The organism is Chryseobacterium sp. S90, from assembly GCF_047444895.1.
Lineage (GTDB): Bacteria > Bacteroidota > Bacteroidia > Flavobacteriales > Weeksellaceae > Chryseobacterium.
The window spans coordinates 177901-194961 of sequence record NZ_JBLGCX010000009.1; the positions used below are offsets into that span (position 1 = coordinate 177901).

The 17061-nt window shown below is 36.3% G+C and carries 20 protein-coding genes and 1 tRNA gene; 13 read left to right on the forward strand and 8 right to left on the reverse strand.

What is annotated here, in order from left to right; translation table 11 throughout:
- Positions 1-123 precede the first annotated feature (123 nt).
- The 6 genes from ACLMCG_RS20660 to ACLMCG_RS20685 all read left to right on the forward strand — a co-directional run bounded on the left by ACLMCG_RS20660 (position 124) and on the right by ACLMCG_RS20685 (position 3902).
- Positions 124-1437: a 2TM domain-containing protein gene (locus ACLMCG_RS20660; protein WP_413961009.1), complete on the forward strand. Its 1314-nt coding sequence runs from the start codon at positions 124-126 to the stop codon at positions 1435-1437.
- Between the two features lie 4 nt (positions 1438-1441).
- The gene (locus ACLMCG_RS20665) at positions 1442-1747 is read left to right on the forward strand and encodes a 2TM domain-containing protein (protein WP_413961010.1); all 306 of its coding nucleotides are present in this window, start codon (positions 1442-1444) and stop codon (positions 1745-1747) included.
- A 53-nt stretch (positions 1748-1800) separates the two neighbouring features.
- On the forward strand, positions 1801-2370 hold the full coding sequence (locus ACLMCG_RS20670) for a methyltransferase family protein (protein WP_413961011.1): 570 nt from the start codon (positions 1801-1803) through the stop codon (positions 2368-2370).
- 125 nt (positions 2371-2495) lie between these two features.
- Positions 2496-2792 (forward strand): 2TM domain-containing protein, encoded by a 297-nt coding sequence (locus tag ACLMCG_RS20675; protein ID WP_223598198.1) that lies wholly within the window; start codon positions 2496-2498, stop codon positions 2790-2792.
- A gap of 30 nt (positions 2793-2822) precedes the next feature.
- On the forward strand, positions 2823-3098 hold the full coding sequence (locus ACLMCG_RS20680) for a 2TM domain-containing protein (RefSeq protein ID WP_413961012.1): 276 nt from the start codon (positions 2823-2825) through the stop codon (positions 3096-3098).
- 60 nt (positions 3099-3158) lie between these two features.
- Positions 3159-3902, forward strand: coding sequence for a LytR/AlgR family response regulator transcription factor (locus ACLMCG_RS20685; protein WP_223598200.1), 744 nt, complete (start codon positions 3159-3161; stop codon positions 3900-3902).
- A gap of 112 nt (positions 3903-4014) precedes the next feature.
- On the opposite strand, the gene ACLMCG_RS20690 is transcribed toward ACLMCG_RS20685, so the two are convergent.
- From ACLMCG_RS20690 to ACLMCG_RS20700, 3 genes are all read right to left on the reverse strand, one after another.
- Positions 4015-5241 carry a DUF6051 family protein gene (locus ACLMCG_RS20690; RefSeq protein WP_413961013.1) on the reverse strand — a complete coding sequence of 409 codons (1227 nt, stop codon included), beginning with the start codon at positions 5239-5241 and terminating at the stop codon, positions 4015-4017.
- A 164-nt stretch (positions 5242-5405) separates the two neighbouring features.
- Entirely contained in the window at positions 5406-5603 is a 198-nt protein-coding gene (locus tag ACLMCG_RS20695; RefSeq protein ID WP_413961014.1) for a hypothetical protein, read from the reverse strand.
- Positions 5604-5718: 115 nt separating this feature from the next.
- On the reverse strand, positions 5719-6615 hold the full coding sequence (locus ACLMCG_RS20700; protein WP_413961015.1) for a hypothetical protein: 897 nt from the start codon (positions 6613-6615) through the stop codon (positions 5719-5721).
- Positions 6616-6753: 138 nt separating this feature from the next.
- On the opposite strand from ACLMCG_RS20700, the gene ACLMCG_RS20705 reads away from it, so the two are divergent.
- Both ACLMCG_RS20705 and ACLMCG_RS20710 read left to right on the forward strand, forming a co-directional pair.
- Complete coding sequence (locus ACLMCG_RS20705) at positions 6754-7491, forward strand: glycine-rich domain-containing protein (RefSeq protein ID WP_413961016.1); 738 nt, start codon at positions 6754-6756, stop codon at positions 7489-7491.
- A 12-nt stretch (positions 7492-7503) separates the two neighbouring features.
- Complete coding sequence (locus ACLMCG_RS20710) at positions 7504-7854, forward strand: hypothetical protein (RefSeq protein ID WP_413961017.1); 351 nt, start codon at positions 7504-7506, stop codon at positions 7852-7854.
- A gap of 71 nt (positions 7855-7925) precedes the next feature.
- Here the strand turns inward: ACLMCG_RS20710 and ACLMCG_RS20715 are convergent, their stop codons facing one another.
- Both ACLMCG_RS20715 and mnmA read right to left on the reverse strand, forming a co-directional pair.
- A complete protein-coding gene (locus ACLMCG_RS20715; protein ID WP_413961018.1) occupies positions 7926-8126 on the reverse strand; it encodes a hypothetical protein in 201 nt (66 codons plus the stop codon).
- A 137-nt stretch (positions 8127-8263) separates the two neighbouring features.
- Positions 8264-9451, reverse strand: a complete 1188-nt coding sequence (gene mnmA / locus ACLMCG_RS20720; protein ID WP_413961019.1) for a tRNA 2-thiouridine(34) synthase MnmA — start codon at positions 9449-9451, stop codon at positions 8264-8266.
- Between the two features lie 190 nt (positions 9452-9641).
- On the opposite strand from mnmA, the gene ACLMCG_RS20725 reads away from it, so the two are divergent.
- Positions 9642-10169 carry a hypothetical protein gene (locus tag ACLMCG_RS20725; protein WP_413961020.1) on the forward strand — a complete coding sequence of 176 codons (528 nt, stop codon included), beginning with the start codon at positions 9642-9644 and terminating at the stop codon, positions 10167-10169.
- A 141-nt stretch (positions 10170-10310) separates the two neighbouring features.
- Here the strand turns inward: ACLMCG_RS20725 and ACLMCG_RS20730 are convergent, their stop codons facing one another.
- Positions 10311-12848, reverse strand: a complete 2538-nt coding sequence (locus ACLMCG_RS20730; protein WP_223598209.1) for an ATP-dependent Clp protease ATP-binding subunit — start codon at positions 12846-12848, stop codon at positions 10311-10313.
- Positions 12849-13000: 152 nt separating this feature from the next.
- Between ACLMCG_RS20730 and ACLMCG_RS20735 the strand changes: the two genes are divergently transcribed.
- The 4 genes from ACLMCG_RS20735 to ACLMCG_RS20750 are packed head-to-tail and all read left to right on the forward strand — an operon-like array spanning position 13001 to position 15760.
- A complete protein-coding gene (locus ACLMCG_RS20735; protein ID WP_223598210.1) occupies positions 13001-13228 on the forward strand; it encodes a uroporphyrinogen decarboxylase in 228 nt (75 codons plus the stop codon).
- Entirely contained in the window at positions 13225-14319 is a 1095-nt protein-coding gene (locus ACLMCG_RS20740) for a glycosyltransferase (protein WP_413961021.1), read from the forward strand. Before ACLMCG_RS20735 ends, ACLMCG_RS20740 begins: the two co-directional genes overlap by 4 nt.
- A 47-nt stretch (positions 14320-14366) precedes the next feature.
- Positions 14367-14786 (forward strand): SufE family protein, encoded by a 420-nt coding sequence (locus ACLMCG_RS20745; RefSeq protein ID WP_223598212.1) that lies wholly within the window; start codon positions 14367-14369, stop codon positions 14784-14786.
- Between the two features lie 50 nt (positions 14787-14836).
- Complete coding sequence (locus ACLMCG_RS20750; protein ID WP_413961024.1) at positions 14837-15760, forward strand: glycosyltransferase family 9 protein; 924 nt, start codon at positions 14837-14839, stop codon at positions 15758-15760.
- Here the strand turns inward: ACLMCG_RS20750 and ACLMCG_RS20755 are convergent.
- Positions 15750-16871 (reverse strand): hypothetical protein, encoded by a 1122-nt coding sequence (locus ACLMCG_RS20755; protein ID WP_413961022.1) that lies wholly within the window; start codon positions 16869-16871, stop codon positions 15750-15752. The two genes, ACLMCG_RS20750 and ACLMCG_RS20755, sit on opposite strands and share 11 nt — an antisense overlap.
- A gap of 115 nt (positions 16872-16986) precedes the next feature.
- Positions 16987-17061 (reverse strand) — tRNA-Val (locus ACLMCG_RS20760).

A 17061-nucleotide genomic window follows, 5' to 3' on the forward strand; every position in this document is an offset into this window, starting at 1 on the left:
AATAAATGAACCTTCATTCGTGAAGGTTTTTTTATACCATTCAGGGAAGAAAATCAGCCCTTCGGTAAAAATTAATTTTTGATACCTTTAATAAAAACTAATTTTGAATCAAGAAAACAGATCATGAAGCGTAAATACTTTACAATATTACTTTGGACGTCGTTAGGAACCACTTTGTTTTTCTTTTTGTTCTTTAATAATGAAAAGACTCTGAATACATTTCTGATCACACTGCTTCTTTCAACGATGTATTCTTTTGTACTGGGATTTGGAAACGGATTTATCAATGAATTCCTCAACAGAAAATTTCCCTGGTCCGAAGCCACCCGCACGAGAGCCGTATTAAGCATCATTTCCATTATTATCGGAAACTTTATTCTGGTCTATTTCTGTAATTACATGAACTATGTTGTGATTCAGAAAACAGCTACCATACAAGAATTTTTCTCTGCAAAATATGGCGTAACCAATTGGTTCATGATCAATATTGCTCTTCTTATTTCAGCCTTCCTTCATGCAAAAAGCTTTATGGAAGAGCTGAAAAAGACTTCCAGAAAAGAAGTGGTAGAGCAAAAGCTTATCGCCAAATCAGCAAATGCCCAGTTTGAAAGTTTGAAGAATCAGCTGGATCCTCATTTTCTTTTCAACTCTCTGAATGTTTTAAGCTCACTGATCGATGAAAACCCTCGTCAGGCTCAGAAGTTTACCGCTTCAATGTCAAAGATTTACCGTTATGTACTTGAACAGAAAGATAAAGAGCTGGTAACGGTGGAAGATGAAATAGAATTTGCCAGAACATACTGTGACCTTTTGAAAACAAGGTTTGAAGACAGTGTAGATTTTACTTTTGATGTTGCTCAGGAAGATTACCAGAAGTATGTTGTTCCGCTGTCTTTACAGCTGCTGTTGGAAAACTGTATCAAACATAATTTTGCTACTTCATCAAAACCTTTGGTTATAAGAATTTTTTCTGCCGGAAATATACTTTGTATTGAAAATAACTTACAGGTAAGAGAGCAGATCAAAGAAAGTTCAGGAATTGGTCTGGCGAATATTGTACAGCGTTATTCTCTGCTTACAGACCGAAATGTATTCATAGAAAAATCGGAGGATCATTTTAAAGTAAAACTTCCGATGCTTTTGAATAAACCACAAGTTTCCAGTGTGAAACCTGAAGATGATTCTGCCGCTTACAAACGTGCGCAAAAGAGAGTAAAAGAAATGAAAAGCTTTTATATGAATCTGATTTCTTACTGTACTGTATGTTCCTTTTTAATCTTTATCAATCTTTACACCAGCAGCAGAAATCAATGGTTTTGGTTTCCGGTATTGGGGTGGGGAATTGGGGTCGCATCCCATGCCTTTCAGGTGTTTGGAGTAGGAGAATCATGGCAGGAAAAGAAGATTCGTGAAATTATGAACAAACAAAAAAAATAAAGCGATGGAAAGATTTGACGAAAATGATGTTGAATATCAACGTGCCAGAAGGCAGGTAGAAAGGTTACGAGGTTTTTACGGACATTTATTCGCTTATATCGCAGTGAATGCCATGATTGTGGTCTATAATTGTATGAACCTTAAACCTGGTGAAAGCTATTTTCAGTTTAAAAACTTTTTTACAGCCACTTTCTGGGGAATAGGACTTGCAGCACACGCTTTTACGGTTTTTCTTCCTCGTGTTAATTTTATAAGGAAATGGGAAGATAATAAGATTAAAGAACTGATGGATAAACAGAAAGATCAGTAAAGGAATTACCAATTTTTAGTCAAAACACTTTTAACTTTAAAAACTGATTACAAATGAACACTTTATCAACTTTGTTCTACATTTCAATGGGAGCCTGGTTTGTCACTGAATTTCTTTACAAAAACATGCTAAAATCCGGTAAAGAGGATCAAAAGAACAAAGACAAATCAACTTTGAATATTCTGTGGCTTGCCATTCCTTTTTCTATCATGAGTTCGATATTCGTCTCTTATAATACTCATTTTACGATTGTTGACGGAAGCTGGATTCTTTATCTTGGAGAAATCCTCATTCTTACCGGAATTCTTTTCAGATACATAATCATCAGATCTCTGGGAAAATACTTTACAGTAGATGTTACCATCAGACAGGATCATAAAATCAAAAAAGAAGGGTTTTATAAATACCTGAGACATCCTTCTTATGCCTTTTCTCTGCTGACCTCTCTTGGGTTGGGTTTGTATCTCAATAACTGGCTGTCTTTAATCTTTGCTTTTGTACCACCGTTTCTGGCTTTTGCCTACAGGATTAAGATTGAAGAGCAGGCTTTGGTAGAACAGTTCGGTGATGAGTATCTTGAATACAGAAAAAGCACAAAGAAACTGATCCCGTTTATCTATTAATTACCTGTTTTTACGATTCGGATAGCATAATCTACCATTCGGTAATATAAAATTGATTTGAGGCCTTTTCCTGACCTACCTTTGACTCAAGAAAAAACAAATTAACCTTTTAAAAACAAAATATTATGGAAATTTTACCAAATAAAGAGACGATTGCTTACAGAAAAGCATCAAGAAGAGTAAAGGAATTAAAAGAGTTTTATGGAAACCTTACTTCTTACTGTATTGTTATTCCATTTCTGGCAATACTGAACCTACTGACTGCTCCGGGATACTTATGGTTTTTATGGCCGGCGCTGGGCTGGGGAATAGGAATTGCGTTTCATGCAATAAACGTATTCGGAATTGGAAAAAGCTGGGAAGAAAAAAAGATAAAAGAGTTGATGGAGAAAGAGGAAAAAAGTAAAATAAAAACATTCTAACATTACTTATAACTAAAAACTTACACAATCATGGATTACGAAACTGCAAGCTCAAGAACGAACAGCATCAGAAAATTCTATAAAAGCATTTTTATATTTGCCATCTTTGCTGTTCTTATCATTCCTGATGATATTTTTGGCGAAAAGATGATTAATTTTCGATTATTTGACAGATATACCATCCTTGGGATCTGGGGATTTATTATCCTAGTCAAAGCTGTAAAACTGTTTCTTTTTGATTCTGAATGGGAAAGAAATATGATTGAAAAAGAGCTTGAAAAAGAGAAAAAGCCGATAAAATATTAAAATATGCCCGCTTTTATCTAACTTTATTTCCTAAAATCTAAAAACCAAAATTAAAGCTCAATGATCAAAACTGTCATTATAGAAGATGAAAAACCTGCTTCAAGGAAATTGGAACGTATGCTGAATAATTTTCCTGAAATTGAGATCGTTGCGAAAATAGAATCAGTAGAAGAAGGAGTAGCCTGGTTTTCTGAAAATGAACATCCGCAGCTGATATTTTCTGATATTGTTTTAGGTGACGGATTGTCTTTCGACATCTTTGAAAAAATTCCGACAAAAGGGTTCATCATCTATACCACAGCTTTTGATCAGTATACCCTGAAAGCTTTTAAGCTGAACAGCATCGATTATCTTTTAAAACCTATTCTTGATGAAGACCTGGAAGGAGCGGTAGAGAAGTTTAAATCTTTTATTCCTGCCAACAATACGGATGGCTCTCAGGATATTAAACAGCTGATCAGAAAAGAGAAATCTACGCTGTCCAGAGTTCTGGTAAAAATCGGGTACAACCTGAAAATTATCCAGACTCAGGAAATAAGCTGTTTTTTCAGCGAGAATAAAATCGTTTATCTTCAGACAGAAGACCGCACCTATCCATCAGATTTTACGCTTGATGAGCTGGAAGATGTTCTGGATGAGAAAAAGTTTTTCCGGGTAAACAGACAGTTTATTGTGAGTTCAGATTATATTAAAAATATCCATACATCACCTTACTATAAAGTGGATATGGAGTTTCAGCCGGAAGAAGAAATTACCGTAAGCAGAGACCGTGTCAAAGATTTCAAAGACTGGTTGGTCAGTTAATAAATAAGGAAGGATTTTGACTTACTCATCATACAAAAACAAACACCATGGATCTTATATTATTAATTTTTAAACTATTCCTTTCTCTTTTCTATACCTGAAAAAGGAATAATCAGGAGTTATAAAAGTTGCTGGCAGATTGTACAAACTGGTGAAAAGCTTCCGTAACTTCTTTCTTGTGCTTGTGGGCAAGAGGAAACGGAACCATATGGGAATATTCATACGGGAAATCTTTAATTTCTACATCTACATTGATATTCCTGTAGCCACCGCGTAAAGTATTCAACGCTTCCATTGGAGGGGCAACACTGTCTTTTTCCAATACATACGCCTTTATCTGGGACTGAATTTCATGAATTCTTTCTTCCCTTTCTTTTTGAAAATAATTATAGCGGAGCATTTTTTTGAACCAGCTTTCCTGTGGGTGCAGATCTTCATTCTGATAGTGCTTCAAACGGGTATCTGATTTAAAATCAGAACTCAAAAGTTCTGTGAAAACGGACTGCATTTTAATAGTGGCCTGGGTGTCCATGATGTATTTGGAGATTGGAAACATACGGTCGATAGTCATCCCACCACAAAAACAGAAAACTTTAGACCGGGTAAAATAATGGTTGGGATCTGCCATTTTAATGATCATTGAAAGAAAAGACCCAATAGAGTAGCCAAATAAATCCAGATCTGCTTCCGGAGAAATCCCTTTTATTTTATTGTTTTTAATGTCTTTTACCACTTCAGTAATATCAGAATAAGTCTGCAGCCCGGACCAGAATATCCTTTGAGGGTGGGCTTCCAGTCTTGAGCTGATGGCAGCATTCACATAGGAGAAATTCATGTTTTCCGGATATTTTTTCTTTCTGAAACGAACCACTTCCATCATGTGATGCCGGTCACTCCAGATAGGTTCTGCACGATCCATATGAAAGGCAATAGGAAACAGAATAACAGCTTTCTGTGTTCTTTGGGCGAGTTCATATGCCCAAGGCAGATATTTGTCCCATTTCTTTTCGTTCAGGCCATGAAAGAAAAAGATGCATCCTTTGGCTGTTTCTATATCTGCACTCTTTAGAATATAGTAGGTAAACCTGTTATTGCATTCAATATCAAAATCCTTGATGTCTACAGCGGGCTGGCCATAAAAAAGATGCCCATTTTCATTGATTTCCAGTGATTGCTGATGTTTGCTGCAATGTTGATGTTCCGAACCATAAAGAAGATCAGAAACCTTCGATTCAAAAGGAAGAGATTCAATGGTTACATTCAATTCCTTGATTTCAACCCTGTCTTTTCCGGAATCAAAGTGACTTTTCAAAACTTCATACAATTCATAATATTCCATAGCAAGACAATTGAAGGGTTTATATTTATAACTATCAATTTAGAAAATTATTACTGTAATGTATTGATTTTTAATAGTTAAATGTATTCTAAGCATAGGAGAAAAGGTTAAACCCCGGAATATAATTGTTCCAGGGCATCAGATATAGAAATTGATAAGGATGTTTATTCTTTTGCTTCAGCTTTTTTGTTGTATTTCTGGATGGTGACGGTTGTAAGGGCTACCATTATAACACACAGGATAATATCTGCTTTTTCGGGGTGAAAGATTTCCTGATAGATGTTATATCCAACAAGCATGGATACAAAAAAGATAAGCGCATTGTTAGCGGATACATATTGATTTTTAATCGTTGTTTTCATAATGATATTTTTTATTGTTATCCAGTAAGTATGACAATTCAAAATACGTTACAACAATTTCAAAAAAAGGATCAGTTATTTCCAGACACCAGAGATTTTTAACTTTATATAATAACTATCTGTAATCTATTCTGTTAGATTCAGTGTCTTCAAGCTGTTTAAGGATAGATTCCGGAATTTCATCGCTGTCAATGGGGAAGCTGATAGAGTCGGAAATAAAGTTCTTTCTGTCTGCTTTTCTGAAGATTTCAAACAAAGCTATCGGTTCCTGATTGAAACTGATGCAGGTACTGATGAAGTGGATTTCGTGGAGTTTATAGTCCGGATTCTTAAGCTTTTCTTTAATATCTTTAATTCTTGAAATAAAATGCCGCTGACGGATAAAAGTATTGCTGTTCATGATGATAAAAACATAGTCGGAATAAGCCGTTACCTTACCAAAATACTTATGCTTGTCGCCACCGCTTCGTTCAATAAAATATTCTCCGGTTGTTTCTGACTTATAAATTTCCATTGCTGAGCGCCATATGCGGTCTTCTTTTGCCATTAAAGGATTATCAGGTAGATTTCTGTTATAAGAATACCAACAGCCTACTAAACGGTCTAAAAGAGTTGTATTCATATTTACATTATTCATCTCAATCCTGAGGTCGTTAAAATTGAAAGACTCTGTAGTGGAATTGATGAAATCGATATAATTGGAGTAGCCCAGAACTTTTACAATAAGACTTAGCTTTGCCAGGTTTGGCCTGCTGAGAACTGCATTTTCATTCTGCCTGAATTTTTTCAGTTTATTGATGATCAGGTGTTCATACAGATAATTGGTTCCCAAAAGATCCGGTTCTTTTTTTATTTCTTTCTCTGAATGATCATTGATAATGAGTTCGTTGAGTTCTGCGCTGATGTAAGACCATTCCGTTTTGGTGACATCTTCCCAATGATTTTTCTTTAAAAAGTGACGGCTTAAGAAATTCATCAGCTTTTCAAGATGCAGTATATCTTCCTTTTTCATCTGTTTATTTTTATGGTCAGATTAATTTTAGTTTTATAAGACTAATTTAAGATTTTTATCAAACCAAAAAAGATTTTTGAGAGACTTTTATATTTTAAAATCCATTGATATTTGAATAGAAAAACAAAATTTAAAACAATGGAAACAAGAATGTTATTAAAAGATGAATCCCTCTGGAACCGGATACAGGGATTTTCTCTGGATGCTCCCAACGCTGCTTTCCCTTTTTCAAAAAAACTCGCAAAAGAAGAAAGCTGGAGCCTTGATTTCGCAAAAAAAGCGATTGAAGAATATAAAAAATTTGTCTATCTCTGCTGTATTCTTCCCAATGGAGCTTCCCCCAGCGAAATAGTGGATAAAGTATGGCATATGCACCTGATCTATACCCAGAATTATTGGGAAGAATTCTGCCCGAATATTTTAAAAAGAACGCTTCATCATCATCCTTCTCAAGGTGGAAACAAGGAGAGAGTGAAACATGAGAATTGGTTTGAAGATACAATGTCTGGTTACAGGAACATATTTCAGCAGGAAGCACCTGAAGAAATATGGAAAGGGAAAAAGGAAAAATCTAAAGTAAGGCGCTGGATGAGAAAAATGGCTTTTTTTGCTCCAATCTTTATTTTACTGCTGTTGTTCTCTTGTTCAGAAGGAGGTAGTTTCACCGGATTGTTGGTCACAGCAGTGGTTTTTGCCATTATTTTTATTCTGGGGATAATAACCTCAATCATAGGAGATGGCGAAATCTCCGATCCCAATAGAAAGGATAAGCAAAGCAATGATGGTGCTGGTGGAGGAAGCTGTGGAGGATCAAGCTGCAGCGGAGGAGGTGGTTGTGGCGGAGGCTGCGGCGGTTGTGGGGGATGTGGAGGATAAAAAATAATGAACATGAAAAAGCTAATCATTCACTCAGCTCCCGTTGTAGTAAGCTTTATGTGGCTTATGGCAGCCTGTCAGACATTGAATCCCATTATTATTAAAGGGCCGGATTTTCTGAAATTTTATCTCATCCTGGTTCTCGGATTCTATACTTCAGTTTTTATTTTAAATTCCTTGAGAGAAGCTATTTCGAAAACTACATTGTATTTCACAGGCTTCATTTTTTTACTGGGAACTGTAAAACTGATAAGAGGAATCATGTTGGGAAAACCCGTTGGATTTCTCATTATGATTTTAATTCTGGAATGTATTGTGGCAGTGTTTCTTATCATGAGCTATGTCAACAAAAAGATAAAGTAATTGTTTCATAAAAAACAAACCCGAAACTGAACTGTTCCGGGCTTTATAATAAGGTATTGAGATTAAATCTCTTACTTTTTTTCTTTTATGGGCTTGTAGCCATATTTTCGAACCATGATAGAGGTGATTACCACTAAAATAAGGCTGATCGCGATATTCGAGTTTTCCGGATGTACAATTAACTGATAGAAATTATAGCCAAAAACCGCAGAGACAATTGCGATTAGGATATTATTTACATAAGCATATTGGTTTCTTGTCGTTGTTTTCATAGTAGTTTTTTTATTGCTATTTACTCAGTAAGTAAGACAACTTAAAAAAACGTTACAGAAAAATTTTAAAAAAATATTTTCTTTAAAAAGATTTCTGTACCTAATTCCACAATCCCGAAACACGAACCTTGCATCCCTTATGCAATCACACCGCTTCCGATAAGTTCATCATCAATATACCATGAAGCAAACTGTCCTTCTGCAATAGCAGACTGAAGTTCATCAAACTCAATATATAATGCATTTTCAAACTGATACAAAGTGGCTTTCTGCAAAGATTGTCTGTATCTGAATCTGGCCATTATTTCCATAGATTCTCCATTCTGAAGTTTCATATCTTCACGTACCCAGTGCAGTTCAGAATTATCAATTTTCAATGCTTTTTTGTGAAGGCCAGGAAAGTGACTTCCTTCTCCTACGAAAATGATATTGTTTTCCATCTCTCTGGAGATGATAAAGCAGCTTTCTTTGTGCCCGCCTATTCCAAGGCCACGGCTTTGTCCGATGGTGAAAAACTGGGCTCCTTGATGTTTCCCGATTACTTTTCCGTCAGATTTTTTATAATTGATTTTTCTGGATAAAAACTCAAGTTCTTCTTCTTTAGAAGCGAATTCAGGTTTTTCTTCCGAAAATAAAGGCGAATCTTTGAAAATTTCTACGATTTCTCCTTCGTTAGGTTTCAATTGCTGCTGTAAAAACTGAGGAAGGCTTACTTTTCCGATAAAACACAATCCCTGAGAATCTTTTTTATCAGCAGTTACCAATCCGATTTCCTTGGCGATTTCTCTTACCTGAGGTTTTGTAAGTTCACCGATAGGGAATAACGCTTTTGAAAGTTGATCCTGGCTCAGCTGACAAAGGAAATAAGACTGATCTTTATTGTTATCTTTTCCGGCAAGAAGATGGAAAATTTCTTTCCCGTTTTCGTCAAAAGTAGAGTTTACTCTTGCGTAATGTCCGGTTGCCACCTTATCTGCACCCAAAGACATCGCCGTCTTCATAAATACGTCGAATTTTACTTCTCTGTTACACAGTACATCCGGGTTGGGAGTTCTTCCTTTTTCGTATTCGGCAAACATATAATCAACAATTCGTTCCTTATAAAGTTCACTCATATCGATCACCTGGAAAGGAATTCCAAGCTTTTGTGCCACCATAAGGGCATCATTACTGTCCTCAATCCAGGGACATTCATCTTCTAATGTTACGGAAGCATCGTTCCAGTTTCTCATGAATAAAGCCACTACTTCATGGCCTTGCTGCTGCAGCAAATACGCTGTAACACTAGAATCTACACCTCCGGAGAGGCCTACTACTACTTTCATTGTATTTCAATTTTACGAAACTCTTAACGGGAGTTCTTAGTTTGATGCGGCAAAAGTACAATTAATAATGTCGTAAAAAAACCATAATTTTAAACATTGATAAAAACGATGTTAACCGTATTTGCCATTATAGCGTACTATTAACAAAGATAGAAGCATATAATATCATCACAACAAAATATATCTACATATGAAAAAAATTATTATTTCAATGATGCTGATCATCTCAGGGTCGGCATTTTCCCAGGTTTCAGTAGGAGCTCCGGTGCAGGAAAACAACAAGTGGACCTTTGGAGGTGGGATCGGATTAGGATTCGGAAGTAACAGTGCTTTTAATCTGTCTGCCTCACCAAGAGTGGGGTACAGGCTTACAGATGATCTTGAAGCAGGAGTTGTAGGAAGTGTATCGTGGCAGACTTCCGACTATTATAAATCTACTATGTTTGGAGTAGGACCCTTTGTGAATTATTATTTTGCCAGATCATTTTATGTGGGAGCAAACTATCAGCATTATTTTGTTGATTATAAGGATAAATACTATGATTATAAATACAATACAGAAGAAAATGCATTATATCTTGGAGGTGGATATATGCAGAGAATCGGAAATAATTCTTTTATGCAGCTTGGATTGATGTACAATGTACTCTGGAAACAGAATTCCAGTGTGTTTTCAAGCGGCCTGATCCCGAATATCGGATTTGTGGTGGGACTTTAATCCTGTGATTTTTCAATAGGAGCGGGCTTTAGCCCGTTCAATACAACATTCAATACCATTGGCTTTAGCCAAAACGTATAAACAAAAATCCCCGGGAAATTTCCCGGGGATTTTCTATTTGAAATTAAATTATTTATTCAATTAAGATTGAGAAGATTTCTCAGCTGCTGATTTTTTAGCCTTCTGCGTTTTTCCAATCAATCCGTCTTTAGCTTCATTAAGGTCAAGAACTACGGTTTCTCCTTCATTCAATTGCTTGTTTACCAGCATTTCTGCCAATAAGTCTTCAATATATTTCTGGATGGCACGTTTCAATGGTCTTGCACCAAAATCTTTATCCCAACCTTTTTCAGAAATGAAGTTTTTAGCATCTTCAGTTAAGTCAACTTTATATCCTAATTTTTCAAGTCTGCCATACAATTTGTTCAATTCAATATCAATAATTTTCTTGATATCATCCTGAACAAGAGAGTTAAAGATCACAATGTCATCAATTCTGTTTAAGAATTCAGGAGCAAATGCTTTCTTAAGGGCACTTTCAATAGTACTTCTTGCTCTTGTATCTGAACTTGTCTTTTTAGCTGAAGTTCCGAATCCTACACCATCTCCAAAGTCTTTAAGATCTCTGGTTCCGATATTGGATGTAAGAATGATAATCGTATTTCTAAAGTCGATTTTTCTACCTAAACTGTCTGTAACGTGTCCTTCATCAAGGATCTGTAACAGAATATTGAATACATCCGGGTGAGCTTTTTCAATCTCATCCAAAAGCACCACAGCATAAGGTTTTCTTCTTACTGCTTCAGTCAACTGGCCACCTTCTTCATATCCTACATATCCCGGAGGCGCACCCACCAATCTTGATACGGCGAATTTCTCCATGTATTCACTCATATCAATTCTGATCAGAGATTCATCGGATTCAAACAGTTCTCTCGCCATTACTTTAGCCAGCTCGGTTTTACCAACCCCGGTTGTTCCAAGGAAAATAAATGTACCGATAGGACGGTTCGGATCTTTAAGACCTGCTCTGTTTCTTTGAATTGCTTTCACAACCTTTTTCACAGCATCTTCCTGACCGATTACTTTTCCGTTCAGTTTTTCATCCATCTGGGCAAGCTTATCAAGCTCGTTCTTACCAACTTTCGTTACAGGAACTCCACTCATCATAGAAACCACTTCCGCTACATTTTCTTCAGTTACGGTTTCTTTTTTCTCTTTTACATCCTTATCCCATTTTTCCTGAGCAGCATTTAGTTCCATCTGAAGACGTTCTTCTTCATCTTTAAGCTTTCTTGCCTCAAGGTAATCCTGTGCTTTTACAGCTTTCTGCTTCAGTTCTTTGATGTCTTCAATTTTCTTTTCAAAATCAATGATTTCGGTAGGAACTTTCATATTCTTGATGTAAACACGAGATCCGGCTTCGTCCATCGCATCAATTGCTTTGTCCGGTAAGAAACGGTCTGTAATATATCTCGATGTCAGATTCACACACGCCAGAATCGCTTCTGGAGTATATACTACATTATGGTGCTCTTCATACTTATCTTTGATCTGGTTCAGAATCTGAATGGTTTCATCAATAGAAGTAGGCTCTACCATTACTTTCTGAAATCTTCTTTCTAAAGCACCGTCTTTTTCAATATACTGACGGTATTCATCCAGAGTAGTTGCCCCGATGCATTGAATTTCTCCTCTTGCCAAAGCAGGTTTGAACATATTGGAAGCATCTAAACTTCCTGTAGAACTTCCCGCTCCTACAATTGTATGAAGCTCATCAATAAATAAGATGACATCTCTGTTTTTTTCCAGTTCCGTCATGATAGCCTTCATTCTTTCTTCAAACTGACCACGGTATTTAGTTCCGGCAACTAGACTTGCCAGGTCTAAAGTGATCACTCGTTTTCCGTAAAGAACTCTTGACACTTTTTTCTGTTGAATTCTTAATGCTAAACCTTCAGCAATGGCAGATTTACCAACTCCCGGCTCTCCGATAAGAAGAGGGTTGTTTTTCTTTCTACGCGATAAGATCTGAGAAACTCTCTCAATTTCTTTTTCACGGCCGATTACCGGGTCTAGTTTTCCATCCCTTGCCAAAGAAGTAAGGTCTCTACCAAAGTTATCCAAAGTAGGCGTTTTACTTTTTGCAGAACCTAGATTTCCTGTAGGCTTTCTCATTTGCTCAAATTCTTCTCTCTCATCATCATCGTCATAAGCACTCATCTGTGGAGACTGGCCTGAATTTTTAAGCATAGTCTGGTATTCTCTTGAAACTCCTTCATAGTCGATGTCGTAAGCTCCCAGAATATTTGAAGTAGGGTCCTCATATTTATAAAGAATACCTAAAAGCAGGTGAACGGTATTAATCTCATTGCTTTTATATTGTCGGCATTCTAACTCCGCACGTTTAATGGCATGATCTGCCATCTTGGTGAAAGAAATATTGGTAACCTCCTCAGAAATAGGATTTAGACTTGCTGTATTTAAAGTTTCAATTTTTCTTCTGATTTGTGTTAAATCCGCATTAAGGTTTTGAAGGATTTCTTTTGCAGAGTTTTCCGTTTTTATAATACCTAAAAGTAGATGTTCTGTATTAAGAAATTCACTTTTCAGCCGTTTAGCTTCGCTTTTGCTTTGTTTGAACACCTGGCTCAAACCTTGTGAAAACTTATAATCCATAATATATCTCATTAGAACAAAGGCAACATTACCTTTTATTCATTATCTAAATTACAAATATTTTACCAAAAATCAATTAATGACTTTATGGCAGTAAAAAATTTTATTATCTTATTGAAAATGATTAAGTTTGTTATCCTTAAAAATTTCTCATGAGCCCCGAATCTACTACTTATATCGGATATTCTGCCTCAGTTTTTATCGTGCTGAGTTTCATACTGAAAGATGTAAGAAAAATTAGAATTGTCAACATGATTGGCTGTTTTTGTTTTGTCATTTATGGCTTTTTTAGTGGGCCGTTATGGCCGGTTATCATTCCAAACGGATTGATCTGTATTATCCAGATCTATCATTTAATACTAGGCAAGAAAAAAGAATGAGGAAAAAAGTAATTACTTCAGCTTTTAGCAGCCTGTATACCGATCAGAGAATAGAAAAGGTATGCAAAACCCTTTTTGACAACGGATATCCCATTGAACTCATCGGAAACGATTGGGAAGGAAATGAGAAAATGGAACGTCCTTATCCTTTTTCAAGAATAGAACTCACGTCAAAAAGCCTAAAGACAGCTTATTTTGAGTTCAACTGGAAGTTATACCATGAGCTTAAGAAAAAAGCGGACAAAGATACTATCCTTCATGCCAATGACATTGACGCACTTCTGCCAAATTATCTCATTGCCAAAAAACTGAACATTCCATTAGTCTTTGACAGTCATGAAATTTTCACAGAAATGCCATCGGTACAAAACAGGTTTTCACAAAAATTCTGGAGGGTTCTGGAAAGAAAGCTGGTTCCTCACGTGAAATTTATGATGACAGAAAGTGAAAGCTACGCTGAATGGTTTCACGAAAAATATAATGTCAACCCGGTAGTTGTCAGAAATATCCCGAGAAAAATTCTTTCTGCTCCCGAAATTCTTGAGAATCATCCTAAAATTATTCTGTATCAGGGAGCGATCAACCAATCCAGAGGAATTGAAAAAATGATTGCCGCCATGCATCATATTAAAGATGCTGTTCTGAAAATTGCCGGTGACGGACCGAAGAAAAGAGTATATGAAGAACTTGTTATTCAGGAGAAACTACAAAGCAAAGTCTTTTTCCTTGGTAAACTGAAACCTGAAAACCTCAGAGAAGTGACCAAAACAGCAGATATGGGTTTCAGTCTTGAAGAAAATAACGGAGTTAGCTATTATTATTCCTTACCCAATAAAGTTTGTGACTATATTCAGTCCAGAGTGCCACTTGTTATGATTAATTTCCCGGAGATGCAGCGGATAAGAAATCAATTCAATGTAGGGGAAATTATTTCGGATCACAAACCTGAAACTATTGAAAAAGCAGTTAACCTTGTTCTTGAAAGAGGAAGGCTGTATTATCAGAGCGAACTTAACAAAGCTGCAGATGTATTTTGCTGGGAGAATGAGGAAACAAAAATCCTTCAGCTTTTTGAAAAAGCATCCCGGTAATAAATTTTACAAAATTGGTTATCTTTGCAAAAGAAATTTGATTAAAAATGACCATTAAAGAAAAACAGCAGGAAATAATAGATGAATTCGCTTTTCTTGACGATTGGGAGCAAAAATACGAGTATATCATTGATCTCGGAAAAGAACTGAAAGGCTTACCGGAAGATAGAAAAACAGAAGAAAATCTGATTAAAGGCTGCCAGAGTAAAGTTTGGATTGATGCTGAATTTAAAGATGGGAAACTTTTCTTTAATGCAGATTCTGACGGTATTTTACCCAAAGGAATTGTTTCTCTTTTAGTAAGTATTTATAGTGGGCATTCCACTCAGGAAATTCTGGATTCTGATTTTGATTTTATTGCGGAAATAGGATTGCAGGAATTTCTTTCGCCATCCAGAGCTAACGGATTGATGGCAATGACCAAACAGATCAAGTTTTATGCAGTTGCTTACCAACTGAAATCATAGCCGTGACAAAAATTTTAGCATATCGTTTTTCCGCATTCGGAGATGTTGCGATGACTGTGCCTGTTTTCAGAGAATTTCTGGAGCAGAACCCTGGCGTGGAAATTATTATGGTGTCCAGAAAGAATTTTGAAGCACTGTTTGCGGGAATTCCCAATGTTACTTTTAAAGGAATTGATCTTGATGACTATAAAGGTCTCTTTGGATTGAGGAAACTGAGCAATGAACTGATCCGGGAGTTTAATCCGGATTGTATTGCCAATCTTCATGACGTAATACGGACCAAGGTTTTAGACAGAATATATAGAAGAAAAGGACTTAAAGTTTTCAAAATAGATAAGGGTAAAGAGGAGAAAGAGCATCTTACAGATGTATGGAACCTTGAGAAAGTACAATTGAAGAAAACCGTAGAGCGTTACGCAGACGTATTCCGTAAAATGGGATTCAAGCTTGAGCTTTCACATCAACTCAGACCGACTTCGGAACAAAAATCAGGAATTGGCTTTGCCCCTTTTGCCCAACACAAAGGAAAGATGCTTCCTTTGGAAAAATCCTATGAACTGGTCAGAATTCTGGCTCAGAAACATACGGTATATTTCTTTGGTGGAGGTAAAAAAGAAACTGAAACCCTTGAAAGATGGGAGAGCGAGATTCCTAATACAAAAAATCTTGCCGGAAAATTAAACCTTACAGAAGAACTCAATCATATTGCCGGCCTGGAACTGATGATTTCCATGGATTCTGCGAATATGCACCTTGCAAGCCTGGTAGGAACAAGATGTGTTTCTATTTGGGGAGCTACTCATCCTTATGCCGGATTTTTAGGTTTCGGGCAGCGTGAAGAAGATGTTGTTCAGGTAAAAGATCTTACCTGCAGGCCATGTTCTGTTTTTGGAGATAAAGAGTGCTACAGGGGAGACTGGGCTTGTCTTGAGGAGTTCAATATTCAGAAGGTGATAGACAGGGTTAATTTTTAAAAATAATCTTTACAATCTCTTCGGCTTTAGCATAATCCGAATGTGTTTTTTCTAAGATTTCCTTTCTCTTTTCAGAATCAGCATAATCTTTTTCAGCTGAGGTGATGATCTGTTGGCGAATTTCGGTCATATTACCTCCATACAGGCATAAATTTGTCAAAACAGGATCATCTGTAATATTTTCATTAATAATCACAAAACGACTGTTATAAAGGGTGTTGAAAAGCTTCACCTTGGTTCCTGAATTCTGGAAAGAAATCAGAATGTTGGCATGGGCATTTTCCAGAAGATGGTGAAGGTTTTCAGTGGTTTGGATAGGAGTGAGGGTAATATTTTCAATCGCTGAAATCCTCTTTTTAATGTCTTCACCGGCGCGGTCGGAGGCCACAAGAAGTTTATACTGTGGAAGAGTTTTGAATAAATCAATAGTCTCAATCAGTGCTCTTTTGTTATCGGCCGTGGTAAGGTCTCCATGAAAAAGAAAATAATTTCCTTTTTTATCCAGTTGCTTTACTAATTGATTGCCGTGGAAAATATGAATTAGCTGTGCATTTTTCGAATAAGTTTCCACTTCATTATATTCCTTTTCAGACAGACAGAATATAGCTTCAAACTTCTTTAAAAGCTTTTTTTGATATCCTTTATATTTTAAGGATTCAATTCTGTAAACAATCTTTTTGAAAATATTTTTTTCTGATAAAGAAAGCCCTTTATAATACTCCGTTTCGTTGTTGTGATGGCGGAGATATAGTTTGTGCCTGTTATCTTTCAAAAACCTGATGATGGATGTTGTCTGCAGTCCTTCAAATAATATAGGAGCGTTGGTCTTTTCCAGATTTTTAAGTAGGAGCTCAGAATTTCTTATTACGGCAGCAAAAGGAATTCCTGAAAAATAGAGGAGTGGATTCTTTTTCTTTTCATAAAAAAAGACATTTTCAGTAATTTCTTCAACTTCCGGATCAATCTTTACAGGAATTTTGTCTACAAAGCAATGAAGGTGGATTTTTATTCCCGAATCAGATAGAGCCTTAATCTTATAATACACATCAATGATCCCGCCATAAGAAGGAGGATAGGGATAGTTGAATGATATGATATGGAGTTCCTTCACGTTAAGAATTCAAATGAAAGCAAAGGTAAATAAATATAAGGAAAGGAGGTTAGGGAACTCTTAAATAGCTTAGGAATAAAATAAAAAAATCTCCCAATTTCTTGAGAGATTTTTGTGGGTCCTGAGGGATTCGAACCCCCGACCCTCTGGGTGTAAACCAGATGCTCTGAACCAACTGAGCTAAGAACCC